General features: G+C 36.6%; 29 protein-coding genes and 3 pseudogenes. 18 read left to right on the top strand and 14 right to left on the bottom strand.

From position 1 onward, the window contains the following. Positions 1–136 precede the first annotated feature (136 nt). The 4 genes and pseudogenes from TR08_RS19235 (at position 137) to TR08_RS19225 (ending at position 2,080) form a co-directional block, all read left to right on the top strand. Positions 137–565, top strand: coding sequence for a MarR family winged helix-turn-helix transcriptional regulator (locus TR08_RS19235; RefSeq protein ID WP_045520982.1), 429 nt, complete (start codon positions 137–139; stop codon positions 563–565). 41 nt (positions 566–606) lie between these two features. Next, positions 607–837 (top strand): annotated as a pseudogene (locus TR08_RS31255) (ring-cleaving dioxygenase); the annotation flags it as partial. Positions 838–853: 16 nt separating this feature from the next. Further along, the gene (locus tag TR08_RS19230) at positions 854–1,462 is read left to right on the top strand and encodes a flavin reductase family protein (protein WP_045520980.1); all 609 of its coding nucleotides are present in this window, start codon (positions 854–856) and stop codon (positions 1,460–1,462) included. Between the two features lie 18 nt (positions 1,463–1,480). After that, the gene (locus TR08_RS19225) at positions 1,481–2,080 is read left to right on the top strand and encodes an alpha/beta hydrolase (RefSeq protein WP_045520978.1); all 600 of its coding nucleotides are present in this window, start codon (positions 1,481–1,483) and stop codon (positions 2,078–2,080) included. A gap of 272 nt (positions 2,081–2,352) precedes the next feature. Here TR08_RS19225 and TR08_RS19220 read toward each other — a convergent pair. The 3 genes and pseudogenes from TR08_RS19220 to cccB form a co-directional block, all read right to left on the bottom strand. Next, a pseudogene (locus TR08_RS19220) lies at positions 2,353–2,676 on the bottom strand (hypothetical protein); the annotation flags it as partial. Between the two features lie 18 nt (positions 2,677–2,694). Then, positions 2,695–2,862: a lipoprotein gene (locus tag TR08_RS32675; protein ID WP_193747795.1), complete on the bottom strand. Its 168-nt coding sequence runs from the start codon at positions 2,860–2,862 to the stop codon at positions 2,695–2,697. 163 nt (positions 2,863–3,025) lie between these two features. Continuing rightward, entirely contained in the window at positions 3,026–3,376 is a 351-nt protein-coding gene (gene cccB, locus TR08_RS19215) for a cytochrome c551 (protein ID WP_045520975.1), read from the bottom strand. Between the two features lie 181 nt (positions 3,377–3,557). Between cccB and TR08_RS19210 the strand changes: the two genes are divergently transcribed. From TR08_RS19210 to TR08_RS19195, 4 genes are all read left to right on the top strand, one after another. Further along, positions 3,558–3,905 (top strand): ArsR/SmtB family transcription factor, encoded by a 348-nt coding sequence (locus TR08_RS19210; RefSeq protein ID WP_045520972.1) that lies wholly within the window; start codon positions 3,558–3,560, stop codon positions 3,903–3,905. 26 nt (positions 3,906–3,931) lie between these two features. Further along, positions 3,932–4,987 (top strand): ACR3 family arsenite efflux transporter, encoded by a 1,056-nt coding sequence (gene arsB, locus TR08_RS19205; RefSeq protein WP_045520970.1) that lies wholly within the window; start codon positions 3,932–3,934, stop codon positions 4,985–4,987. A gap of 26 nt (positions 4,988–5,013) precedes the next feature. Further along, a complete protein-coding gene (gene arsC, locus TR08_RS19200) occupies positions 5,014–5,436 on the top strand; it encodes an arsenate reductase (thioredoxin) (protein ID WP_045520968.1) in 423 nt (140 codons plus the stop codon). Between the two features lie 165 nt (positions 5,437–5,601). Then, positions 5,602–5,802: a hypothetical protein gene (locus TR08_RS19195; RefSeq protein ID WP_045520967.1), complete on the top strand. Its 201-nt coding sequence runs from the start codon at positions 5,602–5,604 to the stop codon at positions 5,800–5,802. A gap of 122 nt (positions 5,803–5,924) precedes the next feature. Here TR08_RS19195 and TR08_RS19190 read toward each other — a convergent pair whose 3' ends face one another. From TR08_RS19190 to TR08_RS19180, 3 genes are read right to left on the bottom strand one after another with little or no spacing between them, the layout of a single operon-like run. Continuing rightward, positions 5,925–6,092, bottom strand: coding sequence for a twin-arginine translocase TatA/TatE family subunit (locus tag TR08_RS19190; protein WP_045520965.1), 168 nt, complete (start codon positions 6,090–6,092; stop codon positions 5,925–5,927). A gap of 12 nt (positions 6,093–6,104) precedes the next feature. After that, positions 6,105–7,274 (bottom strand): ZIP family metal transporter, encoded by a 1,170-nt coding sequence (locus TR08_RS19185; RefSeq protein WP_045520962.1) that lies wholly within the window; start codon positions 7,272–7,274, stop codon positions 6,105–6,107. A 15-nt stretch (positions 7,275–7,289) separates the two neighbouring features. Beyond that, positions 7,290–8,303, bottom strand: a complete 1,014-nt coding sequence (locus TR08_RS19180; protein WP_045520960.1) for a multicopper oxidase domain-containing protein — start codon at positions 8,301–8,303, stop codon at positions 7,290–7,292. A 196-nt stretch (positions 8,304–8,499) separates the two neighbouring features. Between TR08_RS19180 and TR08_RS19175 the strand changes: the two genes are divergently transcribed. From TR08_RS19175 to TR08_RS19165, 3 genes are all read left to right on the top strand, one after another. Continuing rightward, the gene (locus TR08_RS19175; RefSeq protein ID WP_045520958.1) at positions 8,500–8,868 is read left to right on the top strand and encodes an ArsR/SmtB family transcription factor; all 369 of its coding nucleotides are present in this window, start codon (positions 8,500–8,502) and stop codon (positions 8,866–8,868) included. Next, positions 8,861–10,996, top strand: a complete 2,136-nt coding sequence (locus TR08_RS19170) for a heavy metal translocating P-type ATPase (protein WP_081954562.1) — start codon at positions 8,861–8,863, stop codon at positions 10,994–10,996. The genes TR08_RS19175 and TR08_RS19170 overlap by 8 nt, the downstream gene beginning before the upstream one ends. A gap of 233 nt (positions 10,997–11,229) precedes the next feature. Further along, positions 11,230–11,967 (top strand): ZIP family metal transporter, encoded by a 738-nt coding sequence (locus TR08_RS19165; RefSeq protein WP_045520955.1) that lies wholly within the window; start codon positions 11,230–11,232, stop codon positions 11,965–11,967. An 84-nt stretch (positions 11,968–12,051) separates the two neighbouring features. On the opposite strand, the gene TR08_RS19160 is transcribed toward TR08_RS19165, so the two are convergent. From TR08_RS19160 to TR08_RS19130, 7 genes are all read right to left on the bottom strand, one after another. Continuing rightward, positions 12,052–12,456, bottom strand: coding sequence for a VOC family protein (locus TR08_RS19160; RefSeq protein ID WP_045520953.1), 405 nt, complete (start codon positions 12,454–12,456; stop codon positions 12,052–12,054). A 659-nt stretch (positions 12,457–13,115) separates the two neighbouring features. Continuing rightward, the gene (locus tag TR08_RS19155) at positions 13,116–13,457 is read right to left on the bottom strand and encodes a hypothetical protein (RefSeq protein WP_045520951.1); all 342 of its coding nucleotides are present in this window, start codon (positions 13,455–13,457) and stop codon (positions 13,116–13,118) included. Positions 13,458–13,523: 66 nt separating this feature from the next. Beyond that, complete coding sequence (locus TR08_RS19150) at positions 13,524–14,690, bottom strand: MFS transporter (RefSeq protein ID WP_045520949.1); 1,167 nt, start codon at positions 14,688–14,690, stop codon at positions 13,524–13,526. Positions 14,691–14,955: 265 nt separating this feature from the next. After that, on the bottom strand, positions 14,956–16,593 hold the full coding sequence (locus tag TR08_RS19145; RefSeq protein WP_045520947.1) for a PhnE/PtxC family ABC transporter permease: 1,638 nt from the start codon (positions 16,591–16,593) through the stop codon (positions 14,956–14,958). A 1-nt stretch (position 16,594) separates the two neighbouring features. After that, entirely contained in the window at positions 16,595–17,347 is a 753-nt protein-coding gene (locus TR08_RS19140) for a phosphonate ABC transporter ATP-binding protein (protein ID WP_045520945.1), read from the bottom strand. 13 nt (positions 17,348–17,360) lie between these two features. Beyond that, entirely contained in the window at positions 17,361–18,269 is a 909-nt protein-coding gene (locus tag TR08_RS19135) for a putative selenate ABC transporter substrate-binding protein (protein ID WP_045520943.1), read from the bottom strand. A 288-nt stretch (positions 18,270–18,557) separates the two neighbouring features. Beyond that, a complete protein-coding gene (locus TR08_RS19130) occupies positions 18,558–20,114 on the bottom strand; it encodes an ABC-F family ATP-binding cassette domain-containing protein (RefSeq protein WP_045520941.1) in 1,557 nt (518 codons plus the stop codon). Between the two features lie 190 nt (positions 20,115–20,304). On the opposite strand from TR08_RS19130, the gene TR08_RS19125 reads away from it, so the two are divergent. Further along, positions 20,305–20,658 (top strand): VOC family protein, encoded by a 354-nt coding sequence (locus TR08_RS19125; protein WP_045520939.1) that lies wholly within the window; start codon positions 20,305–20,307, stop codon positions 20,656–20,658. Between the two features lie 59 nt (positions 20,659–20,717). Here the strand turns inward: TR08_RS19125 and TR08_RS19120 are convergent, their stop codons facing one another. Beyond that, positions 20,718–21,641, bottom strand: a complete 924-nt coding sequence (locus TR08_RS19120; RefSeq protein WP_045520937.1) for a DNA-3-methyladenine glycosylase family protein — start codon at positions 21,639–21,641, stop codon at positions 20,718–20,720. A 127-nt stretch (positions 21,642–21,768) separates the two neighbouring features. Between TR08_RS19120 and TR08_RS19115 the strand changes: the two genes are divergently transcribed. The 6 genes and pseudogenes from TR08_RS19115 to TR08_RS31250 form a co-directional block, all read left to right on the top strand. Next, complete coding sequence (locus TR08_RS19115) at positions 21,769–22,350, top strand: bifunctional transcriptional activator/DNA repair enzyme AdaA (RefSeq protein ID WP_045520935.1); 582 nt, start codon at positions 21,769–21,771, stop codon at positions 22,348–22,350. 1 nt (position 22,351) lies between these two features. Continuing rightward, entirely contained in the window at positions 22,352–22,879 is a 528-nt protein-coding gene (locus tag TR08_RS19110; protein WP_274521032.1) for a methylated-DNA--[protein]-cysteine S-methyltransferase, read from the top strand. Between the two features lie 101 nt (positions 22,880–22,980). Continuing rightward, positions 22,981–23,121, top strand: a complete 141-nt coding sequence (locus tag TR08_RS32670) for a hypothetical protein (protein ID WP_193747793.1) — start codon at positions 22,981–22,983, stop codon at positions 23,119–23,121. Between the two features lie 439 nt (positions 23,122–23,560). Next, positions 23,561–23,752, top strand: a complete 192-nt coding sequence (locus TR08_RS19105) for a spore germination protein (RefSeq protein WP_045520933.1) — start codon at positions 23,561–23,563, stop codon at positions 23,750–23,752. 440 nt (positions 23,753–24,192) lie between these two features. Beyond that, a complete protein-coding gene (locus tag TR08_RS19100; RefSeq protein WP_045520932.1) occupies positions 24,193–24,711 on the top strand; it encodes a DinB family protein in 519 nt (172 codons plus the stop codon). Between the two features lie 84 nt (positions 24,712–24,795). After that, positions 24,796–24,950 (top strand): annotated as a pseudogene (locus TR08_RS31250) (DinB family protein); the annotation flags it as partial.

Here is a 24,950-nt window from a genome sequence, read left to right as displayed (position 1 = left end):
TACTGGATATCTATACAAATTCTAAAGATATCTACAAATTACTTTCAAAAAAGAATATTGACTAGAATCGATATTTGTATTATCATTATCTCACATTCAAGATATTAAAATTCAAAATATCTTAGGAGGTGATTAAATGGATAACAAATGCACTAATCAGCCATTTTTGTTAATGATGCAAACTTCAAAAGCTATTCAGGATCGAATAAGAGATGAAATGACTAAATACAATTTGAGTGTAACCGAATTTTCAGTGTTAGAGGTACTTTACTTACAAGGAAAACAAAACATTCAACAGATAGGGAGTCGGATACTAATATCGAGTGGTTCGATGACATATGTTATCGATAAATTAGAAAAAAGAGGTTTGTTAAGTCGAAATGATTGTCCAGAGGATCGCCGAATCATACATGTGACCTTAACTGATGATGGAACCCACTTAATGAAGGATATCATGCCTAAACATCAAAAATTGATTGATCATATTTTTAATTCATTGAGTGGTGATGAGACAGAAACAATCGAAAAACTTTTGAAAAAAGTTAAGAGTAGAGTAGAGGAATAATTTTTTTAACAAATATCTCGGATTAAAGATTCTTAAGTTAAAACAATGGATATGGGGTCACTCCAGTACAGGACAGAAACTATTTTAATGCCATTTACTTTAGAGAGCATGGAGAAAATCTATTTGAAATTGCTACCGACCCTCCAGGATTTTCGCATGATGAAACACAAGAGACAATGGGAGAAAAATTAACGCTGCCAGAACAATATGAGCCGCATAGAGGACAAATTGAACAAGGTTTGCTACCATTTAAAGTAAGAGAATTAGACTAATAAGGAGTGATTTCTTTTGCTTTCAATCGATACTTCTGAAAATTCAGAGCGGGAAAATTATAAATTTTTAATTGGTAGTATTATTCCTAGACCTATTGCATTTGTTACAACGATGTCTGAAGAGGGGATAATAAATGGTGCGCCTTTCAGTTATTTTAATATTGTTTCATCCAATCCCCCAATGATTTCTTTGTCAATACAGCGAGCGGCTGGAAGGCAAAAGGATACAGCAAGAAACATTATCGAGTTAAAAGAATTCGTCGTTCATATTGTTGATGAAAACAATGTCGAAAAAATAAATCAAACTGCAGCAAGTTTACCGCCTAATGAAAGTGAAATAGAATTAGCCAATCTAACGCCAGTAGATAGCGTAAAAATTTCAGTACCGGGTATTAAGGAAGCAAAAATTCGAATGGAGTGTAAGTTAGAACATTCGTTAGAACTTGGCGGACAGGATTCTCCAGGATGTGATTTAATCATCGGGAAAGTAGTTCAATTTCATATTGAGGAAGGTATTTACGAAAAAGGCAGAATTGATCCGATGGGATTAGGAGCTGTAAGCAGATTGGCAGGTACGAATTATGCAAAAATTGGTGAAATTTTTTCGATGGAACGACCTAAATGATTCTGGAGGTATAGTCAAATGAAACACATATTTAATAAGGGAAAAGATTTAACAAAACCAACTTTTCTAATGCTTCATGGTACAGGTGGAAATGAATTAGACCTTCTGCCATTAGCTGGAATGATTGATGATGAAGCATCTGTATTAAGTGTCCGTGGAAATGTGTTAGAAAATGGTATGCCTCGTTTCTTTCGAAGATTAGCGGAAGGGGTGTTTGATGAAGAAGACCTGATTTTCCGAACTACGGAATTAAACGAATTTCTTGATGATGCAGCCGTGAAATATGATTTCGACCGTGATAATATCATCGCAATCGGCTACTCAAACGGTGCTAACATAGCAGCGAGTTTACTATTCCACTATCAAAATGCATTAAAGGGTGCGATTCTACATCATCCAATGGTACCTAGAAGAATAGATCTTCCAGATTTAACTGGAAAACATGTTTTTATCGCTGCAGGAACGAACGATCCCATTTGTTCACCATTAGAATCAGCTGAATTACAATCTTTATTAGAGAATGCAAATGCAAATGTTGTCCTCCATTGGGAGCATAGAGGTCATCAATTGACCAAACAAGAAGTAGATGCTGCCGCAGAATGGTATCAAAAATTATAAAAAAAAAAATCTAATCAAATCGATTAGCTTTTTTTTTTTCCTTAAGAAATGTTTGGAATTAATTCGTTAAAATCGCCTTTTCCCATGGGTACCAATAATAGGTGGATTCGTCAAATTGTACTTCATATTTGTAAGCTATTGGTTCGTCTGTTTACAAAAAAATTTGAAAATAGTCTGGGTCACCTTTTTCCGTATTTGGTAGGATTAAAGTATAGATGATGTATTTTAAACAACAGCAAGCCACAATCTAGTTGATTGTGGCTTGCTGTTGTTTATTTTAGTTTTTTATATTCATCCTTAATTTCTTCTACTGTTTTATCAATTTGCTCTCCCCAGTGATCATTTACCGTTTTAAAAACGACTTTCCCATCCTGGTCAATCATTCCGTAGCCTCTATAAGCTACATCACCATTTTTCATGCCCATGAAATCAATCATTTCCAAATCAGGATCAGAAACGAAGGATAGACTTTGACCATAAATACCTTCTAGTTCTTTGTATAATTGAAGCTGTTCTTCGGGTAAATCTTTGCTAATTACGTACATTTCTACATCCAAGCCATCTAATTTTCCAATATTTTCATGCAACTGAACTAGTTGCTGGTGGCAAAGTCCTCAGGTGTAGGAAGTAATGAAAAAGAATACTGTTGGTTTTTCTAATGGAAACGTTACTTCTTTTTGATCCTGGTTATGAAGTGTGATTGGCTCGCTAAGTGTCTTTTGTCCGCATGCTGCTAAAACTAGAATCGAAATCAGGAAAAAGACTATTACTTTAGGTTTCATATTTTACTCCTTACTATTTGAATATATATTTAATACCTTAATTGTAGTGTAGATTATTATAACTTTCCAATAATTGCTCTTAATAGGTCGTTTTTATAAAATGTAGCTCCAATCTTAAAATTTAAAAAACCAGATTGGATATCCAATCTGGTTTTTTCATTCCTTATTTTTTCTCTGAAAGCCATGAAGCAACAGCATCTGCATCTTCACCTTTAAGAACTCCTGCAGGCATACCGCCTTTTCCGTTTTCAATAATTCCTAAAATTTCATCTTTGGAGTATTTAGCGCCAATCTTATCTAGATCTGGAGCTCCACCACTTTTTAAATCTCCACCATGACATGAGGCACAGCTTTGCTGAAATAGTTCATCACCAGCACCAGCCTCCGCTGTCTCTTCAGTAGTCTGTTTTTCAGTAGGTGTTGTATCTTGTTCAGTTTCGTCATCACCGCCTCCACAAGCTGTCAGAAAGCCTAGAAAGGCAACACAAACTATACCATAGAGCAGTTTTTTCATTTATCTCACCTCCATATAATACTAGGTTTTCTAATATTGCTTATGAATATTCTTCCACTTCTCCAAAATTAGAATCAGGATATTTTTACAGTACCTTTACACTATAAGTCTTGAATACAATCAATACTTGTTTTACTATATAAGCAAATAGTTATATATCAATTTAAGAGAGGTGCAAATCGTGTTGCAAGCAAAAGTTGAATTGGAAAAGGCTGCTAATGTTTTAAAATTATTAGGTGATAAAACACGGTTAACGATTGCTGGTATTTTAAAACAACGTGAATGTTGTGTCTGTGAATTTCTTGAAGTGTTTGAAATGAGTCAGCCATCCATCAGCCAGCATCTTCGCAAATTAAAAGATGCAGGCATGGTTAAGGAAGAGCGGAGGGGTCAATGGATTTTCTATTCATTGAATCATCAGAGTGACTATTATGGATTGATAGAAGATATTTTGGAACATATACCAGATCAGACAGATAAAATTAAAATGATTGAAAAAGTGAATCCGACACTTCAATGCGGATGTTAGATTTATTTTATATTGGGAGTGGAAAAATGAGTAAAACAGAGAAGAAACGTCTATCATTCTTGGATCGATACTTAACGCTTTGGATATTTCTTGCAATGGCAGTAGGTATTGGATTAGGATTCATATTTCCTGAGTTTGTCGAAGGAATGAACAGCTTGCAAGTGGGGACTACATCAATCCCACTCGCTATTGGTTTAATTTTAATGATGTACCCTCCACTAGCAAAGGTACGTTATGAGGAAATTGGGCGAGTTTTTAAAGATGTAAAGGTGTTGGTACTATCACTTGTTCAAAACTGGATCATCGGGCCAATTCTAATGTTTTTATTAGCAATCATCTTTCTACCTGATAAACCCGAATATATGATTGGTCTTATCATGATTGGCTTAGCTCGTTGTATTGCGATGGTAATCGTTTGGAATGACCTTGCAAAAGGTGATACAGAGTATGCAGCAGGATTAGTCGCATTTAACTCTATTTTCCAAATGTTATTCTTTTCCGTTTATGCCTATGTGTTTGTTACCGTTATTCCACAATGGGTCGGGCTTGAAGGAGCGGTTGTAAACATAACCATGCTGGAAGTTGCAAAATCAGTTTTCATTTATTTAGGTATTCCTTTTATTGCGGGAATGATCACACGGTTTGCGCTTGTAAAAGCAAAAGGCAGACAATGGTATGAGAAAGTTTTTATTCCAAAGATTAGTCCTATTACATTAGTTGCTCTACTATTTACAATTATCATTATGTTCTCTTTAAAAGGAGATACAATTGTAGCATTGCCTTTAGACGTGGTACGGATTGCTATTCCCTTGTTAATTTATTTTATTCTTATGTTCTTTGTATCATTTTACATGGGAAAGAAAATTGGAGCGAATTACCCTGTAACTACAACCCTTGCATTTACAGCTGGAAGTAATAACTTTGAATTAGCGATTGCTGTAGCTGTTGGTGTTTTTGGAATCCATTCTGGTGCAGCCTTTGCGGCAGTAATTGGTCCACTTGTAGAAGTGCCAGTCATGATAGCGTTAGTAAACGTGGCATTATGGTTTAAACGAAAGTATTTTAAAGATCAAGCAGCCTAAAACAAATAATAAAGGTGGAATACAACATGGAAAACAAAAAGTTACTTTACTTCTTATGTACAGGAAATTCTTGCAGAAGCCAAATGGCAGAGGGATGGGCAAAAAAATATTTAGGTGATGAGTGGGAAGTACGCAGTGCTGGAATTGAAGCACATGGTTTAAATCCAAATGCTGTAAAAGCTATGAAGGAAGCCGGAATTGATATTTCCAATCATACTTCTGATATTATCGATCCAGAGTATTTAAACAATGCTGATTTAGTTGTAACTCTTTGTGGAGACGCTGCAGATAAGTGTCCAATCACACCACCAAAGGTAACGCGAGTTCATTGGGGGTTTGATGACCCAGCTAAAGCTCAAGGAACAGACGAAGAAAAATGGGCATTCTTCCAACGGGTCCGTGATGAAATCGGAGATCGTATTAAAACTTTTGCTGAAATTGGCAAGTAAAAAAGTATATTGTCTGACTTTATTCCAAATAAATGACTTTTATATTCATAGAATAATACTTGTTTATTTCCAAAATGAAAATAAACAAGTAAGAAAAGTAAGTGAATTTTTTGAAAGGGGATGGAGTTAGATAAAAAATCACGCCAATTGAAAGGAGTATTTGAAATGGTTATACAGCCTAATATGTCACCTAAAGCTATAGTTGAAATTTGGGAAGTCACTGCTACCATTTTTAGTAAACATAATGTACCACTAACTGAAAGACCAATGGAAACATTTATAGCAGCAGAAAGTCTCGCTAACCTTTTAATTGAATTAAATAATATTGTTGGGAGCACAACTACTACTTGTATAGAAGGCGGCTGACAAATGCCATCAAAGGAGTAGGTTACTTCTTTATTATTCATGCAAATGAAGAACATGTAACTCAAGGTGAAGAGAAGGTGGCTCATCGTCTTAATACGGTGGCCACCATTAATTTGAAGTTTTTATTTTTCTTTATCCTGATTATCATCCATTATTCCTTTTGTTGACTGCTTAAATTCTCTAAGTGTCGTTCCCACTGCACGACCGAGCTCTGGGAGCTTTTTCGGTCCAAAAACAATTAAAGCAATAACAAAAATTATTATCCCACCACTTAGTCCTATATTGCCCATTTCAACCACCCTTTAAAATTTTACAAAGAAAGCTGTAAAATACATGATTAATATTCCAATTGTAAAGCCCGCAAAATTCATCCACGATACAAAAGGTTTATTATTCTTTTTATGATCTTCCATTAGCATTTTGGAAATAACGAAAATTACCTGCAATATGGCACCTGCACCAATACCTAAAAATACTGCACCCCAAATTGGTGAAAAGATAAACCCTCCGAACCAAGTTCCCAAAATAGCAGGTGCACCTGCAATCGTACCTAATAATACAAATTGGCTAAACTTTGGCTTAGTTTTTAATAATGGAGCAGCAATCCCTATTCCCTCAGTGATATTATGCAGGGTGAAACCAATGATTAAAAACGTACCCAATGCAGCTTCCCCGAGTGCAAAAGATGAACCAATTGCTAAACCTTCACCAAAATTATGAAGCCCAATTCCTGTTGCCATCAATAAGGCAATTCCTAGTGGTGAATAACCATTTCTTTTTTGTCTTTGTTGTTGGTATTGATCAAAACCAATTAACAGAAGAAAAGTAAGAACAGTACTAATAATTACCACCATGTTTCCTTGGAAGACAGATGGTGCTTCAGCTCCAATTTCAAATCCATCAATTAACGTCCCAAAAAATAAGAATAATAGGAGACCAACTGTAAGAGCAAGAATGGCATTAATCCAGGTTTTTTTCAAACGCTTCATAAATGGATACCACAATAATCCTAAAGTAATCGGAACAATCCCTACATAGAACCCAATAAATCCGTAATTCAATACATTATCCCAAGAAAATTCGGGAGTTAAAGTTGCTGCATCAATGACTGCTTCCGTTATGATTCCATTTTCAGATATTAATAGAACCGTATGGGGATCACCTTCGACCCATGGATAATTAATCGTTACTTTTCCATCCTCAAATCGTTTAAGTGTGGTATTTGGAGTCATAGAAAAATTCCATATAGAATCATCAACAATTACTTGGGATATAGTCAATGTTTCAGGGCCTGTATTACTGACATCTAGCTCAAATCCTGATGGTTTGATTTTAATTTGTTCAATATTTAGCACTTCAATTGGAGCAGCAGGATCTCGTTCTACTCCAGATCCATTTTTAAAGACCCATCCCAAAACAAGCAGTAACAGAACAAAAGGAATAAGACCCGTAATCAACCATTTTAAATTCATGATTTTCATTCCTTTCTATTCAACCTCAAAGAATCCCATCCAGCCAAGCTCAGCAAATTCGCTAACATGAGCATGAAACATATACTTTCCCTTGTATGGAAAACGAACCTCAAGAATCCCACGTTCTCCTTGGCATTGCATGATGGTATCTGTAAATTGAATGGGGTTGTCATTTCTACCTGTTGGAATATACGTAAAATAGTTGGCATGTAAATGAAATGAGTTTAATAAGTCAAATTCAGTTAAATTACTCAAATAGATACGGACAAGCTCATCCTTCTTGATTTTAATGGGATGATTCATAAAGGCAAAGGCGTACCCATTCACTGTATAAAATTCGTTTGCACCATCTAAATCTAAGTCATATGCATTCATGACCATATTTAATTCTTTGGCTGGCTCCCTTGGTGTTTTTGGATCAATTATGAAATTACCATACAATCCTTTATGAATATGTCGGCGTAAAGGTAAAACATGGCAATGATAAATTTGTAAGCCATATGGCTTTGCTTCAAATTCATAGGTAAATGATTTACCCGGAGCGATAGGTGCTATTCCATCCATCTCAGGTGGGTGAATACCATGAAAATGTATTGAGTGTGGATGACTTCCTTGGTTAATAAAATGGAACCGTAGTAAATCCCCTTCGGTACAACGAAAGGTTGGTCCTGGAATCGTTCCATTGTAGGTCCATCCTGGATACTTAATTCCTTTTGCAATTTCTATTTCCTTATCAATTGCAACAACTTTGTATTCTCGTAGATTCCGACCATCTAAAAGTTTAGTCACTTTTCCATAATCAAATTCCGTTAAGAGGCGTTCAGCCATTTTATAACCTACTGTTTTTTCAGTTTCATGCATAGTGGTGTGATTTACAGAATGATTATTGTGACTTGATTTATGGTTCTCTGCATGAGCCACATTTGAAAATGGTGCAACTTTATTTAAATAAATGCTTCCTGCTATACCTAGTGCTCCAGTAGTTCCTATTTTTAAAATATCCCGCCGAGAAATTTTATTGTCTGACATGCTTTTACCTCCCTCTAAAAAGTTTCCTTAGCACAACTTTATTTATCTTAGTCAATACTCTATGTTATGGACATGGTTTTTGTCAATTACAAATTGAGAAATTTTTATTAAAACATTCAAATAATTGTTTGACTATCGAATTAATATTTCATACACTAATAGTCAAATGATTGTTTGAATGAGGAGGGGTAATCTTTTGAAGCACGATGATGTATGTGAAGTAACCTGTGTGGATGATATAAAGGTTAAACGTGTAAAAGAAACCATTTCACAGAAAAATACAATGGCTGTCTCACAAATATTTAAAGCCCTGTCTGATGACACTAGGATTAAGATTGCTTACGCATTAAGCGAGGAAGATGAATTGTGTGTATGTGATGTAGCTAATATTGTAGGGAGTACAACAGCTACTGCATCCCATCATTTACGACTTCTTCGGAATTTAGGTTTAGCTAAATATCGTAAAGAAGGCAAATTAGTGTTTTATTCATTAGATGATGATCATGTAAGGCAACTGATTCAAATCGCCTTTACTCACCAACTGGAGGGGAAAGCTCATGAGTAATGCTTTAGAAAAAGCAAATGAAAAAACGGTTTACCGTGTTCAAGGATTCACCTGAGCAGGCTGTGCTACTAAGTTCGAAAAGAACGTAAAACACCTGGATGGTGTTTCTGATGCAAGTGTAAACTTTGGTGCTGCAAAACTTACGGTTTATGGTGGAACCACAATTGAAGAGCTTGAAAAGGCAGGAGCTTTCGAAAATATTAAAGTTATTCCTGAAAAGCAACGATTTGAAGAGAAAAAGGAACCATTTTTACAAAAACACTCAACCGTTATCGCTTCATTAGTTTTCTTGCTCATCGGATGGTTATCAGGACAAATAAACGGCGAAGAGAGCTTATCTTCGATTTTAGCGTATGGAGCTTCTATATTAGTTGGTGGTTATCGACTTTTTACTACAGGGTTGAAGAACTTATTCCGTCTAGAGTTTGACATGAGAACTTTGATGACGATAGCTGTTATCGGAGCAGCAATAATTGGTGAGTGGGGTGAAGGAGCAACGGTTGTCATCCTGTTTGCTATTAGTGAGGCTCTAGAATCCTACTCGATGGATAAAGCTAGACAATCTATTCGTTCCTTAATGGATATTGCCCCTAAAGAAGCCTTAATACGCCGGGGAAATCAAGAGTTTACAGTAGATGTGGACGATATACTAATTGGCGATATATTAATCGTAAAACCTGGACAAAAAATTGCAATGGACGGAATCGTCATAAAAGGATTATCATCTGTGAATCAAGCTGCGATTACAGGTGAATCTGTACCAGTTTCGAAAACAATTGATGATGAAGTATTTGCTGGAACACTTAATGAAGAAGGACTTCTTGAAGTCAAAGTTACCAAACATGTGGACGATACGACTATTGCAAAAATTATTCACCTTGTAGAGGAGGCTCAAGCTGAAAGAGCCCCATCTCAGGCATTTGTTGATAAATTTGCAAAGTATTATACTCCAATTATCATGCTTCTAGCATTGGGTGTAGCTGTGGTACCACCTCTGTTCTTTGGAGGAGATTGGGACAAATGGATCTATCAAGGTTTGGCAGCTTTAGTGGTTGGCTGTCCATGTGCTCTAGTTATATCAACCCCCGTTGCAATAGTAACAGCAATAGGAAATGCTGCTCGAAATGGTGTTCTAATTAAAGGTGGAATTCATTTAGAGGAAATGGGAGCAATTAAAGCCATTGCCTTTGATAAAACAGGAACCTTAACGCACGGTGTTCCAGTCGTTACAGATTACATTCCACAACAAGGTACAGAATCTAATGAATTTCTTACAATTATTGCTGCTTTAGAAAATGGTTCTCAGCATCCGTTGGCATCAGCAATTATGAAAAAAGCAAAGCAGGACAATTTACCTTATAAAGAACTTACAATTGAAGACTTCTCTTCGATTACAGGTAAAGGACTAAAAGGTAAAGTCAACGATAAAATGTATTATGTAGGCAGTCCTAATTTATTCGATGAAATTTTAACAAATGGAATTCCATACAACTTAAAAACAACTATCTCAGAACTTCAAAATATGGGAAAGACTGTAATGGCTGCGGGGACTGAAACAGAAATATTGGGACTACTTGCGGTTGCTGATGAAGTAAGAAGGGATAGTAAATCGGTCATACAGAAACTTCACTCGCTAGGTATTCAAGAAACCATTATGTTAACGGGTGATAATTCAGGCACTGCAATTGCAATTGGAAATCAGGTAGGGGTATCTGACATAAAGGCAGAACTGTTGCCTCAAGATAAATTAACTTCTATTAAAGAACTAAGAAGTAAATATGACCGTGTTGCAATGGTAGGTGACGGTGTGAATGATGCACCAGCATTAGCTGCATCCACTGTCGGTATTGCGATGGGAGGAGCTGGAACAGATACAGCTCTTGAAACAGCAGATATAGCTTTGATGGCGGATGACTTAAGTAAACTTCCATTTACGTTAAACCTTAGTAGAAAAGCCTTAAACATTATCAAGCAAAACATTACATTTTCATTAGGGATTAAACTCGTGGCATTATTATTAGTCATTCCGGGTTGGCTGACTCTCTGGATTGCAATATTTGCTGATATGGGTGCTACTCTTATTGTCACACTAAATGGCTTAAGACTTCTCAAGATAAAAGACAAATAATAAAGGGCTTCCCAAATTTTTGGGAAGCCTTTTGTCAATTTATAAAAGGGGGGCGAAAATGGTTTATGACGTTCTGGTTATTGGTGCAGGTGGCGTTACTCCAAGGTATAGGAACAGAGGCAAAGTATTTAGTTGATAAATTAATATGAACTATAAGGTGTTTCAATTCTACGTTGAAGTCATGGGAAACTAAGACAAGAATATAATGTACAAACGTATTGTTGGAGGCATATATGATAGAGGCAATTGAAGCCAGTTTATATATATTTATTATTATATTTTTAGGTACGGTTTTTGGTGGAGTCGCTGTTACGGTAATTATTAAAGTGTTTCATAAAGATACCTTTTACCTTAATGTATTTTGCGGAGGCATTTTAGCAGGAATATTAGGATTTGATTTAATTCCAGAATTAATGATACATTACCGACCAGTAGGAATAATAGCTGGAATATCTTTAGGAATTATTTTTATGCTTCTTATGGATAGATTTTTACATAACTCAAGTCATGCCCAAAATGAACATCCTGAAACGATGATGTTGTTATTTCTTGCATTACTTTTTCATAGTATCCCATCAGGTATAGCTTTAGGCATAAACTTTCAGGGTAATCATTTTCAAAATGCTGTATTATTAGGGGCAATACTGATTCATCATATCCCAGAAGGAATGGTCATGATGGTTTCCGTTATTTATTCTAAAATGAAGTTAAAAACTTTTTTTATACTATGTCTTGTACTATCGCTTGCAGTTGGGGTAACTACTTTCCTTGGAATTATATTAGACTTCCAGTCTATTAAACTCCGCACAATGTTTATGGGAATTGCCGTTGGAACGTTGGGGTATGTTACTTTTTATGAATTATTGTGGAAGGGCTTAAAAAAACATTTAAGCTTGAAGATAATTTTTGCTGCAATTTTAGGATTAGTCTTCATAAGGTTTTTACTATCAATTACTTCTTATTTTCATTGATATCAAAACGCGAATAGGTCAGCCAAAAATATTTGGATGACCTATTTTCGGTATATTTCAAAAATGTAAATATCGAAAATGGTATTACCTAACAGTAAACATCCAGGTTACTCCAAATTTATCCTTCAAAGAACCATGGAGCTTAGAAAAGAATGTTGGTTGAAGGTCATTATGTACATTTCCACCATCTTTAAGTATGTTCCATGCGTTTATAGCATGTTCCTCAGAGTTAAGCTCCACACTGATACACACTTTCCCAGCATCTTGTAAATCTTGTTGATAATCAGAACCCATAATATATCCTGTTTCTGTTATTTTCAATTCCGCATGTAAAACAAGGTTTTTATCACTTTCAGCAACAGGGAAATCAGGATTTGGAGGCATATCTCCATATTTTTGAATCGCAATGATTTCTCCATCAAAAGCTTTTTGATACCATTTAAAGGCCTCATCGCATTCTCTGTTAAACAATAAGTAAGGTTTAATCATTTTCTTTCTGTCTCCTTTAACAAATAGTATAGTTTTACCTTTTGCTCCAATTATTATTGCTCTAAATTAATGGAGTTTACACATTGGAGATAAATTTATTATATACGAACATTAGTTCTGTTTCAATATTAATCTTCATTATCTTAATAAAATGCAGTTATAAACATGTTTCAGTCTGCACACCTTATAAGAAAAGAGGGTGCATTATATTGGAAGTGAATTGTGGGCTTTATTTTTTTATACAGTTTTTATGATCATCATTGCGATTCGTGAGGTTCGCCGACCGGATGAGGCTTTAAGTCGGCTTACAATTAGCTTGATATTGACCGTAATCGGCTTTGTGTTATATCTTATTACATCATCGTACCCCAAGTACACTAATCGTCGTAAAAGGCTGGAATATACTCAATACGAATTAGAAACTTTGCCTGATTCCTTTAGTAGTCCATCTCAGGTTATCGCACAATCATTATTATTGCGCTAAAGACAGCAGTGGGGCGTGGTGGAAGAGTTAGATTGCTGGTACCTCGAAAGATTTAGTCAGCGATCTCGTTCACAGCGGTTAATGGAGCAAAGTGCCCGAATGTTTTTCCAAAGTGCTAATAACATTTTCAAATTGAGAAAAAAGAAAAGCTGTCGAAAATAGTTCGACAGCTTTCTTAAGGTTCAATTTTAGTGCTTTCATCCCAATATCGGACACTTTCTGTCTTAGATGTAGGATCTCTTTTAACCACTTTACCATTTTCATCATAGTAAACTTCATATTCCTGATAGATTTCTACATAATAACCGTCCATTCTTTGAACACTATCGAGCCTAGTCTCCAAAACTGGCACATCTGTTGGCGGTTCTACGTCTACTGGCTGTGCCACGGCTGGTTCACTGATTGTCGAGTATGAATAGCCACTATGGATAAATGAGTACGGCGAATCAAGATAGGCTACAAGAGCAACAATGATACACAGGATTAAAAACGTCGTAAAATGAGAGAATATTTTCATTCAGCTCGACTCCTTTTAACAAGTACATCCTCGTAACCTATCTTATGCATGTCCATTTGACATATGCTAGTTTGTTTTTAAGGCTAATACTTTTGACCGATAAAATTGATACAGTACTAAGGCTATAACTGAGATAATTGCTCCAGATATATAAGGTAATCCGATTGAAAGAGAGAATAACCATCCTCCAAGAGGAGGACCAACAATTCTTCCTAATGAGTCAAAGGATGAAAGCAGTCCAGTTGCACTTCCATGACCAGCATCTGTTGTTTTCGTCAGCAGGGAAGAAACACTAGGACGAATAAAGCCGTTTCCAATACCAAATATTGATAAAAATATAGCCGCAGTTGTAAAACTGTCAACAAGCAGGATTAAACTGAAACCAATCGCAGATACAATGATTCCGCCTTGAATAACCGTACCTTCACCGAATTTCTTTGTTAATCTGCCAACCATACCTCCCTGTACGATTGCTCCAGCAAAACCCATAATCATAAATATATAACCTAACTGAATGGCCCCTAATCCTGCTTTTTGGGCAGCAAAATAGGCAAACGTCGCTTCTAATCCAGATAGTGAGAGGGAGATTAACAGCTGTAATAAAAACAATACCGATGCAGGACCAGAAAATGCCTTCCAGCGCGATTGCTTGTTGCTTTCGTTCTCTGCTTCAGTATTTTTTTGTAAGGATTCTTTCAAAAAGAAGAAAATGATGACTAAAGTTATTAATGAAGATGCTCCAGCTAAATAAAAAGGCATGCTCATGCTTGATTTTGAAAATATGCCGCCAATGGCAGGTCCAAATACAAAGCCTAGGCCAACTGCGGCTCCTACAATCCCCATTCCTTTCCCACGATTTTCTGGTGTTGTAATATCAGCTACATAGGCCATTGCTGTTGGCATATTAGCAGAAGATAGTAGTCCGCCAATGATACGCGCTGCAAATAACATCCAAAGCTCTGTAGCCATCGCTTGCATGAAGAAGGATAACGATAATCCAGCAATTCCGATCATCATTATCGGCTTACGCCCAATCCGATCTGATAATCTACCCCAAAATGGTGCGAAGATGAGCTGCATCAATGAATAAACAGCCATTAATAATCCTAATTGAGTAGGGGAGGCACCCATTTTTTCTGCGTAAAATGGCAAAACAGGAATAATGATACCGAAGCCTATCATTACTAGGAACATTACTAAAAATAAAATAGGTAAAGCTCTTTTTGTTTCCAAATAACTCCAACTCCTAAATGATCTGAACAGTTCAAATCCTTATGTAAAATTTGATACAAATTTTTGACTGCTATGATTAGGATAATAGAAAACATGAATCTAATACAAGCATTTCAATTTTTTATTTAATATAAATTCGAAAAAGTACGTATAGTACCAATTCAACCCGCTATTATTAAGATAGCACTTGACTATCATATGCTAGCGAATATATAGCAAGTGAATGGATATAAAAAAAGCACAAGCCATAAGGGACATGTGCTCGTTATTTAACAGCTTTCCGAGTTGATTCCGATGCAAAGTCAGCAATGACGACAAGAATCATATAACAAAGTAACAACAAGGTGATTTGTGTATAGTTAAAATAACTCATTGCAAGCTTAAAGTCCATTCCAAGACCACCTGCTCCAACAAACCCTACTACAATGGTCGTCCTCATGATAACTTCCCATCTATATAGAATATAGGTGAGAAAACGCGGGAGAACGATTGGAAGAATTCCATAAAATAAGATTTCAATTTTTGAAGCACCTGCAGTTGCTAAGTTTCGGATTGGTCTTGGATCCATATCCTCTACCACCTCTGCCCATAGCTTACCGAGAATACCAAAGTTATGAAGGGCGAGGGCTATTGCGCCAGGTAAGATGCCAGGTTTAAAAATAAAAATGATCATCATTGCCCAGACCAACTCTGGAACGGACCGTGAAAAAATATACAGAAGGCGGATAAAGCCATAGAGAATCCAATTATACCATTTCCTTTTTAGTGTAAGACTTCCATTGGCTATGTTTCTGGCAGCCGGAATCACGGTAATAATGGCCACAATCGTCGAAAATCCAATTGCCATAATACTCATTTCTAGTGTCTCAATCGTCAGCTTCAACGCTATAGCCCAGCTTTCTCCATTAAGAAATGCTGGGTTCTCTTGATCGATCCCAAGGAGTCCACCAAAAAACTTTTTAGCATATTGCAGATTCTTTTCTGATAAAAGCTCATACATACGAGCATTTTCACCAATGGTAATATACAGCCAGGAACCTGCTATTAATAGCAGCGCAAATAAGACAGATAGCCAGCCAGATCTAATGCCTTTGTTTCGTTTATGATCGGTTAACCCTTTGCGAACAAAGTTGCTCCAAACATCAACAAATATTACTAAAGCAATTAAGAAAAAGACAAATGTCCATACAGATTCATACTTCAAATCAGCAAGTGCTAATTGAATTTGAAAACCAAGTCCGCCAAGTCCAACAAAGCTCATAATGGCTGAGGAACGAATGGCGCACTCAAAGCGGTACATCGTATAACTTATAAAATCAGCCCAAACCAATGGAAGGTAACCATAGAGCAAGGTTTGAAGCCGACTGGAACCAACTGCTTTTAAGGCGAGGATAGGCTGCACCGGTACGTCATTTAACATATCTGCAAAAATACGCCCTAGTATTCCGCCGTAAGGAATCGCAAGTGCTAGGATAGCGGCATATGGGGATAGTCCAACAGCTGCCACAAACAGCCATGCCCAGATTAATTCATGAATTGAACGAGTAAAACCTAAGATACCTCGAAAAAATACTTTAGAAATAATGCGTGAAAATTTGCTTGAAGTTAACGTTCCAGATGCAAGGACACCAACAATAAAAGCATATATAATGGCGAGTGACATCCCCGCAACAGCGTACGCAAGTGTAATCCAAGCAGATTCTAATCCGATTAATAATATACTTGGTTCCAAATTTGGCTGGATTAACCCTTCAAATATTTGCAGCATTGTAGGGATCCCGCCTGCATGGAAAAGCTCTGAGTTCCATTGAATGGATGTAAGGCTCCATACGAAAACTGCCAGCAAAAGTAAAGTAAGGATAAATCTTTTATGCAATTGAATGGAGGGGATCAGCTTCATCATCTTAATCCTGATCCTTTAGTTGATAAAGCTCTTTTAATAGCTCATCACTTACTTGTTCTGTTGGCAAATCAAAAAATATTTCTCCATTTTTGAGAGAAATGATTCTTTTAAAGTACTTCCTTGCGTATTCCACTGAATGGAGACTGGCGATTAACGTTTGATTTTCCTCTGAGACAATTTTTGTCAACATCTCAAGTACATCGTCTGCCCGTGCAGGGTCGAGAGAGGCAACTGGTTCATCTGCGAGGATGATTGCTGGATTCTGTACCATTAATCTCGCCATTGCGACACGCTGTTGTTCACCGCCTGACAATGTAGCCGTTATTTCATAAGGTTTATCTGCCAGCCCAACTCTTTCAAGCGCTATAAGGGCAACTTCTTTTTCTTGCGGTACTAGTAGTGAAAATAGTGATTTGATTAATCCCCATTCTGATAATTTTCCAGCCAGGACATTATGAATAACAGCAAGAGGACCGATTAAATCGAACTGCTGGCGAATGACGCCAATTTTTTTCGCAAACCGCTTACCTCGTTTATATTCGGCAAGAGGCACATTGTCAATTAGGAGCACGCCACTTTGAAGAGGGACAAGGCCGGCAATGGAATTCAATAGGGTTGTTTTCCCAGCTCCGCTTGGACCAATTAAGGCTACTAGCTCTCCTTGCTTTATAGAAAAAGAAAGGGAAGATAAGGCTATCTTCCGCTCAAAATGTTTTGATATATTTTTTGCTTCAATCATCGTATTTGATGACATGTAACAACACCTACTACTTAATAATCTCTAATTCTTTTGCAACTTCTTCAATTTTTTCATAGTTTTCATTTTTTGTTTCAATAAACTTGTCCGTTTGGAATAAATCAGCTATCTCAGTTGAGTCGCCTGGCATAGAAAGTAGTGATTCTTTTACTTTTTGCTTAGTGTCTTTTCCGAATACTTCTTCAACATTGCTATTGATTGTCCAGTTATAGTCATAATAATCTGGAGTAGTATAGAAAACTTTCACTTTGTTTGTGTCTACTTTGCCTTCTTTTACAGCCGCTTCCCAAACGGAAATGTTTAACGCACCAGCTTGGAAGGACCCAGATTCGATTAATTTGTAAGTTGTATCGTGAGAGCCTGAGAAGTTAGGTTTTCCGTTAAAGTCAGTATTAGCATCAATGCCTTCTTCAGATAAGAAATATCGTGGCATTAAATGACCTGATGTAGAGCTTTCACTACCAAATGTAAATGATTTTCCTTTTAAATCAGCTAATTTATTAATACCTGATCCTTCTTGAGTAATAAATACTGATTTGAACTCTGCGTCACGTGGACGCTGTACGATAGATTCTGCATCAGGTACAAGGTTTCGTGCTTGGACACTTGTTAAACCGCCAAACCATGCTAAATGAATTTCACCTCGTTGGAATCCTGTAACTAATGCTGCATAATCAACAGAAGGGACAAATTCAACCTTCATGCCTGTTTCTTCGCTTAAGTGCTTAGCAACTGCATCCATTCCTGTTTGAAGGAAAGCAGCATTTTGATCGGGAATTGCACCGATTTTAAATACTTCCTCGGTTTTTGTATCTTCTTTTCCTTCATTACCTTTATTTGCTTTATCTTCAGATTGCCCACAAGCTGCTAACGAAAAAACAAGCATAAATAGAATAATAGCCGATGACCATTTTTTCATAAAATTTTTCACCTCATAGATTTTGTAGTTTAACACAGTAGTTATATCCTCGTTTTGATTATAGAGAATGCACTATCCTTATTAAATTCATTTTATCTATATAATAAACAGAAATACATCGACAATATCGATAGGAAAATAAAGGATATATTTGGTGAACCACTGGTATTAAAGAGTTTCTTTTACTTTTAAAAAAATGGAGAAGCATTACGAACGATTAATCAACTGTGGCGATTCTCTGAAACAAGCAAAAATCCCTCCTATACGAGATAGGAGGGAGGCTGGTAATTATACTGTTTGTTGTTGTGACCATTCTTCGACATTCCAAACTTTTGTTACCCAATCCTCGTAAAAATCAGGTTCATGGCATACTAGAACTACGGTACCTTTGTACTCTTTTAAGGCACGTTTCAGTTCTTCTTTGGCGACCACATCCAGATGGTTTGTCGGCTCATCGAATAATATCCAGTTACTTTCATTCATCATGAGCTTACAAAGGCGAACCTTTGCTTGCTCACCACCACTGAGCTGATTCATTGGACGAGAAATATGCTCGTTCTTTAGACCACAGCGTGCTAGTGCAGCTCGGACTTGGTGTTGATCCATAGAAGGGAAGGCGTTCCATACATCATCAATTGGCGTCATATTTTCTGCTTTTACCTCTTGCTCAAAGTAAGAAGGGAAGAGGAAATCGCCGCGATCAACCTTACCATTTATAGGGTCGATTTTTCCAAGCATCGTTTTTAGAAGGGTTGATTTTCCTACTCCGTTACAACCGATAATCGCCACTTTTTCACCGCGTTCGAGTGTCATACTCATTTTCGGCAATAATGGTTGAGTGTAGCCGATTTCTAAATCCGTCGCTTCAAATACATAACGGCTGCTGCTGCGTGATTCTTTGAAACCAAAGGTTGGTTTTACCGCAGTTTCAGGACGGTCAATTCTTTCTAAGCGATCAAGCTGCTTTTGACGGCTTTTCGCCCGACCTGTAGTGGAATAGCGCGCTTTGTTCTTCGCAATAAAATCTTCTTGTTTTTTGATGAACTCCATCTGTTTTTCATACGCATTAATATGCTGATTTTTATTAATTTCAGCAAGCTCAAGGAATTTCTCATAGCTTGCTGTATAACGTGTTAGCTTAGAAAATTCTAATTGAAAAATAACATTGGATACTGGATTCATGAATTCCGTATCATGGGAGATTAAGATAAAGGCATATGGGTATTCTTTTAGATAAGAAGTTAACCAGCGAATATGCTCAACATCCAAATAGTTTGTAGGCTCATCGAGTAAAAGGACCTTTGGCTGCTCAAGTAAAAGCTTCGCTAAAAGTACTTTTGTACGCTGTCCACCACTAAGTGCAGCTACATCACGGTCTAAACCGATCGCATCCAAACCTAATCCGCGTGCCGCTTCTTCAATTTTTATATCAAGAGAATAGAATCCACCTGCATCTAAGGCATCTTGGATTTCACCCATTTTTTCTAAAAGAACTTCAAGCTCTTCAGGAGTTGCTTCGCCCATTTGAGCGATTACTTCATTTAATTCCTTTTCTTTTTCAAACAATGGAAGGAAGGCATCGCGAAGCACATCACGCATGGTTCTTCCTGAGGTAAGAACAGTATGCTGATCTAAATAACCGTAATGAACACTAGGTGTCCATTCGACACGGCCGCTATCGTGAATTAATTGTCCGGTAATAATATTCATCAACGTAGATTTACCGACGCCGTTCGCACCGACAAGCCCAACGTGATCTTCCGCTAATAATCGAAAGGAAACGTCTTTAAATAAAGTACGGTCTCCGAATGTATGAGATAAATTTTCAACAGTTAATAAGGCCATTTTTTCGTTATCCTCGCTTTGTACAAGAATCAATACATTACTACATCATACTAAATTTCCAAGGATTCGACTAGATTTTTAACAAGAAAAACACTGTAAATATATTGGAAATTAATATCAAGTTGAGAGATAAAGGAATTTGATGGTATTATTAGAATAATAAGTGTTATACAAATATGAGGTGAAGTGTATGAAGATAAAAGGTTTTGGCGGTGTATTTTGGAGAACAAAGAATATCAATGATTTAAAAAAGTGGTACAGTGAAGTATTAGGAATTTCGATGGAAAATGAATGGAATGGTACCATCATTCAAACTGATAAAGGAAATGAAACGATCTTTTCTTTTTTTAACGAAGATAGTGATTATTTTCCAACAGAGCAACCTGTTATGTTAAATTTTCAGGTTGAAAATATGGAGCAATGTTTATTACACCTAGAAAAACTAGGCATTCCTTTACTGAAGGAAACAGAAAAGAGTGAGTTTGGGATCTTTAATTGGATTGCCGACCCAGATGGCAGATGGATTGAGCTTTGGGAAAAATAAAATATGATACGTAGAACGAAATAGGCCCAGAAATGATTCTGGGTCTTTAAGTATTACTATTAATAGAGAAATCTCCACAAATAGAAGGTTGCGTAAGATTCCCAATTTGTCCAGTTTATTGCTAGTTTCATGATTTCGTCTTTGGTAGGTTTCATTTCTTTATCTAGTCGATATTTAATTGCATTGTGAAGCCCAACATCATCAATAGGAAAGGCACAAGGGTATCTCAAACAACGCATTAACACATAATTTGCGGTCCAAGGACCAATACCTCGTATATTGACTAACATTTTCTCGGCTTGCTTATGACTTCCTACATTTAATAACAGATCTTTTGTTAATTTACCTTCAACCATTAGTTGTGCTACCCCAATGAGATATTCGGATTTCTTTTTAGTCATCCGTAAGCTTTCCAATTCCGGAGCGGAAAGTGACGCTATATCCTGGGGTGAAGGGAAGACCCAATAGGTAACACCGTCATGGACCACACTTCGACCGAATTTTTCAACTAGACGTCTTTTTAAGGTGTAGGCAAATGATAGGTTAATTTGCTGCCCCAAGATGCCCCAGCAAAGTGCTTCAAATAAATCAGGGATTCCAATAATCCTTAGTCCATTAAAGGAATCAACTGCTGGACCAAGCAGTGGATCCGCCTTTGCCATGGTATAAAAGGGACGTAAATCTCTGTCTAAATCAAACCACTCTCTGACATAACAGGCAACTTCAGCACGGATGGTTTTACTAGTTGGCTTTCTCTCTCCCAAAAATCGTATGATTAAATAGTTTTCATCTACAGAACTAACTTCAATAATTAGTGTTTCTTCTCCAATTGGAATGGCCTTGTAAACACGATTATTATGGATCTGGAAAAGGCACTCGTTACTATTCCTCACAAGATAATTTACATTTTCATTAAAGTTGAATTCTTTCGGTAAAAACAGTTTTAATTCATCGTCGTTATCTTCCCATGTTTGGATAACCATTAAAAACCTCCACTTTCAAAGTCTTATTAAAGTTATATCACTTTGTACTTTCAAAATCTTGCTTTTTCATTCTGTTAGCCTTAAATATAGTTCCATAAATAGGTATACTGTAAGAGAGGTGAACCTGATGAACATATTAAGGGATTCAAACATTCAATTAACAGAAGAGAAATGGCAGGCAATTCTAGATAACGATTCTACATTTAATGACCATTTTTTCTACGCTGTTAAGACTACAGGTATTTTTTGCAGACCATCCTGTAAATCTAGGCTACCTAAAAAAGAAAATGTCCTTATTTTTAGGGATGCACGTCAAGCTTTATCGGCAAATTTTCGTCCATGTAAACGGTGTAAGCCAACGGGGGAACGCCTACCTGACGAGGTATGGATCAGTCAAATTACAGAATATATTGATTCGAATTTTCAAGAAAAACTTACTCTCCAGACACTTGCAGATGTTTGTCACGGTAGCCCATATCATTTACAGCGTACTTTTAAGCGGGTAAGAGGGATATCGCCTAATGAATATATCGAGCATACTCGAATCAATAAAGCTATTGAGCTTTTAATCCATACTAACACCTCAATAGCGACTATTGGATTAGCAGTTGGGATGAAAAATACCGCTTATTTTGTCACTCTTTTTAAAAAGAAAATTGGGTTTACACCTAATGAATATCGAATTCTACATAACGATGGAGGGCTTTAAGATGAAACCTATACTATATTGGACACAGTTGGTTTATGAAAATTGGAAACTATATATGGCAGCAACTTCTAAGGGTCTCTGTTACGTTGGTTCGCAGGATAAGCCTTTTGAGGAATTGGAGGTTTGGGTTAACAAACATTATCCTGGAAGTCAATTGGTTCAGGATGATAATGTGATGCAGCCATATGTTGCTGAGTTTAAAGAATTTTTTCAAGGTGGACGAAATTCTTTTACCATTCCCCAAGAATTAAAGGGAACAAATTTTCAGACAGAGGTATGGAATGCACTGTGTAAAATTCCTTACGGTGAAACGTGGACATATTCAGATATTGCCAATGCGATTCAAAGGCCATCAGCAGTCCGTGCCGTTGGTACTGCAATTGGGGCAAATCCTGTCCTTTTAACCGTACCGTGTCATCGAGTTATTGGAAAAAACGGTAAACTTACTGGTTTTCGGGGTGGATTGGCAATGAAGGCTGAGCTTTTAAAAATAGAAAAGGAATACAGTTATCTCCTATATAAAAAGTGAGATTCTCTATAAACAAAAAGCGGAATAGAAAAAGAGGAAAAAGGCATGATATTCTTGGACATACTAATTAATATGAACTAAGAAAATGAGGTGCTTATTTCATGGAACAAATCCAAGAAGTCAGATTTTGTGAAAACTGCAGCAGAGAAACCGTACATATGGTAAGAGAAGACCCATTAGAAATTGAGTATATTTGTAAGGAATGCAACGATCATCAAGAATTGTTTAAATCGTTTTTTTAATATCATAAATAGGGGCTTATTCAAAGACCCTATCAGTCGAGATACCAGGTTCTACGGTCATTCTAAAATTCTTAGAGTGACCATAGAACCTGGTTTTTTCATGATTCGGTCACTCTAAAGCGCTTTGAGTGACCCTTAGACCCGTTTTTTTCATGATTCGGTCACTATAGAGCAGTTTGAGTGACCGTTGTACCTGATTTTTTCATAAGGCGGTCACTATAGAGCGGTTTGAGTGACCGTTAGACCTGTTTTTTTCAAGAGACGGTAACTATAGAGCAATTTGAGTGACCATTAGAGCTGTTTTTCTCATGAGACGGTCACTAAAGAATAATTCCCCATAAAACCGGATTTAGTTCGAACTCTTTCAGAAGTATTTTTTATCATGAACCCTAAATCGACCGGTACATAACATAATAGTAACACCAAGGAGGGGGTTACTTTGGTCACGAATCATAATAATGTTTCAATCGGTACCATTTCTGGCGGAATTGTTAACTTTGGCGGTGCTGTTTACATTTCACCCGTCTCCATTACCAAAACCATCAGCGGCTCTGGCGAAAGCAGCACAAGTCCCGATCCTGGAATGGATTCGGAAAATGAGCCATTTATGAAATTCTCTAAGCGATGCTAATGTAAGCATTGCTTTATTTTTTTGTAGAAAAATGCAGTGGTATAAAGAGGTCTAATTGGTAAATAGCTAATGTCTTTAAACGATAGAGGGTGTTGAAATTGTTCTTTAAAAAGAAGCTGTTTTCACCTAAAGGGGAATTCCACCTAAAAACCAGGTCCTATTCCAGAAACAAGAGAAAAAATGTCCGCTGAATTTTAAAAAAGATTGTAGCACAGTGCATTTATAAACTATCAGGGACTTTAATCAAAAATTCCTTATTAATTATAGAAATCATTTAATAATATTGATCTTCCGCAATAGGGCGCGTTTATTTAGGAACGCGTCTTTTTTAATTAAAGGGCCATTTATTTGAAGATCTCATCAGATAAGTAATAATATTTAAAGGAATAATTCATTCTGATAAAGAATATTAAAAAGTGTGATGGTAAGGAGGCGATTGTATGGTTAATCATGTAGAAAATCTATATAACTATCATGTATGGGCAAATCAACGGATTATTGATCATCTTAAGACACTTTCTTCTGAGAAATATCAAAAGGAAATGAAAAGTGTCTTTTCTTCTGTTTCAAAGGTTTTGTCACATATCTATTTAGTGGACTATGGATGGCTTAATATCCTCGAAGGTCAGAATATGAACGAAGCAATGCAATATTCATTACAACTTCAAGAAAAGATAGAGAAACTGCCCATTGAAGTCTTAGAAATGGAATTCCACACTTTATCAACTCGGTTTAAATCCTTTTTGAAAAGTCAGGAGGATATAGAAAAGAGAATTATGCTGGATAATCCATGGGCAAGTTTAAGAGAAACAAGTCTATCTGAAATGATCTTACATGTTGTGAATCATGGAACCTATCATAGAGGGAATATTTCAGCTATGTTGCATCAATTGGGTGATTCTTCAGTTATGACTGATTATGCTTTTTATTGGTATTCTGATAATGTGATTCATCAATGATCTGACTCATCTATGATATTTAACATTACCAGCTAGAATAAGTTAATTGCTTTTACAATACCCCATAAGGGAGGAGAGGAATTTATGGTCAAAAAACTGATCGTCGGCGACGCAACGCATGAACTGGCCACTACGCGCCGTATTCTGGAACGCTTGCCCGAGGAGCATATGTCGTGGAAGCCGCACGAGAAATCGATGACGCTCGGCGGGCTGGCCACGCACCTGATCAACCTGCTAAA

This window comes from Neobacillus niacini (assembly GCF_000759675.1).
Taxonomy (GTDB): Bacteria; Bacillota; Bacilli; order Bacillales; family Cytobacillaceae; genus Neobacillus; species Neobacillus niacini_A.
This window is presented reverse-complemented; position numbering and strand designations above follow the sequence as displayed.

Coding starts and splice junctions, on each gene's coding strand:
- TR08_RS19235 (WP_045520982.1), top strand. CDS start 137: ATGGATAACAAATGCACTAATCAGCCATTTTTGTTAATGATGCAAACT.
- TR08_RS19225 (WP_045520978.1), top strand. CDS start 1,481: ATGAAACACATATTTAATAAGGGAAAAGATTTAACAAAACCAACTTTT.
- TR08_RS32675 (WP_193747795.1), bottom strand. CDS start 2,862: ATGAAACCTAAAGTAATAGTCTTTTTCCTGATTTCGATTCTAGTTTTA.
- cccB (WP_045520975.1), bottom strand. CDS start 3,376: ATGAAAAAACTGCTCTATGGTATAGTTTGTGTTGCCTTTCTAGGCTTT.
- arsB (WP_045520970.1), top strand. CDS start 3,932: ATGAGTAAAACAGAGAAGAAACGTCTATCATTCTTGGATCGATACTTA.
- arsC (WP_045520968.1), top strand. CDS start 5,014: ATGGAAAACAAAAAGTTACTTTACTTCTTATGTACAGGAAATTCTTGC.
- TR08_RS19195 (WP_045520967.1), top strand. CDS start 5,602: ATGGTTATACAGCCTAATATGTCACCTAAAGCTATAGTTGAAATTTGG.
- TR08_RS19190 (WP_045520965.1), bottom strand. CDS start 6,092: ATGGGCAATATAGGACTAAGTGGTGGGATAATAATTTTTGTTATTGCT.
- TR08_RS19185 (WP_045520962.1), bottom strand. CDS start 7,274: ATGAATTTAAAATGGTTGATTACGGGTCTTATTCCTTTTGTTCTGTTA.
- TR08_RS19180 (WP_045520960.1), bottom strand. CDS start 8,303: ATGTCAGACAATAAAATTTCTCGGCGGGATATTTTAAAAATAGGAACT.
- TR08_RS19165 (WP_045520955.1), top strand. CDS start 11,230: ATGATAGAGGCAATTGAAGCCAGTTTATATATATTTATTATTATATTT.
- TR08_RS19160 (WP_045520953.1), bottom strand. CDS start 12,456: ATGATTAAACCTTACTTATTGTTTAACAGAGAATGCGATGAGGCCTTT.
- TR08_RS19155 (WP_045520951.1), bottom strand. CDS start 13,457: ATGAAAATATTCTCTCATTTTACGACGTTTTTAATCCTGTGTATCATT.
- TR08_RS19145 (WP_045520947.1), bottom strand. CDS start 16,593: ATGATGAAGCTGATCCCCTCCATTCAATTGCATAAAAGATTTATCCTT.
- TR08_RS19140 (WP_045520945.1), bottom strand. CDS start 17,347: ATGTCATCAAATACGATGATTGAAGCAAAAAATATATCAAAACATTTT.
- TR08_RS19135 (WP_045520943.1), bottom strand. CDS start 18,269: ATGAAAAAATGGTCATCGGCTATTATTCTATTTATGCTTGTTTTTTCG.
- TR08_RS19130 (WP_045520941.1), bottom strand. CDS start 20,114: ATGGCCTTATTAACTGTTGAAAATTTATCTCATACATTCGGAGACCGT.
- TR08_RS19125 (WP_045520939.1), top strand. CDS start 20,305: ATGAAGATAAAAGGTTTTGGCGGTGTATTTTGGAGAACAAAGAATATC.
- TR08_RS19120 (WP_045520937.1), bottom strand. CDS start 21,641: ATGGTTATCCAAACATGGGAAGATAACGACGATGAATTAAAACTGTTT.
- TR08_RS19115 (WP_045520935.1), top strand. CDS start 21,769: ATGAACATATTAAGGGATTCAAACATTCAATTAACAGAAGAGAAATGG.
- TR08_RS19110 (WP_274521032.1), top strand. CDS start 22,352: ATGAAACCTATACTATATTGGACACAGTTGGTTTATGAAAATTGGAAA.
- TR08_RS32670 (WP_193747793.1), top strand. CDS start 22,981: ATGGAACAAATCCAAGAAGTCAGATTTTGTGAAAACTGCAGCAGAGAA.
- TR08_RS19100 (WP_045520932.1), top strand. CDS start 24,193: ATGGTTAATCATGTAGAAAATCTATATAACTATCATGTATGGGCAAAT.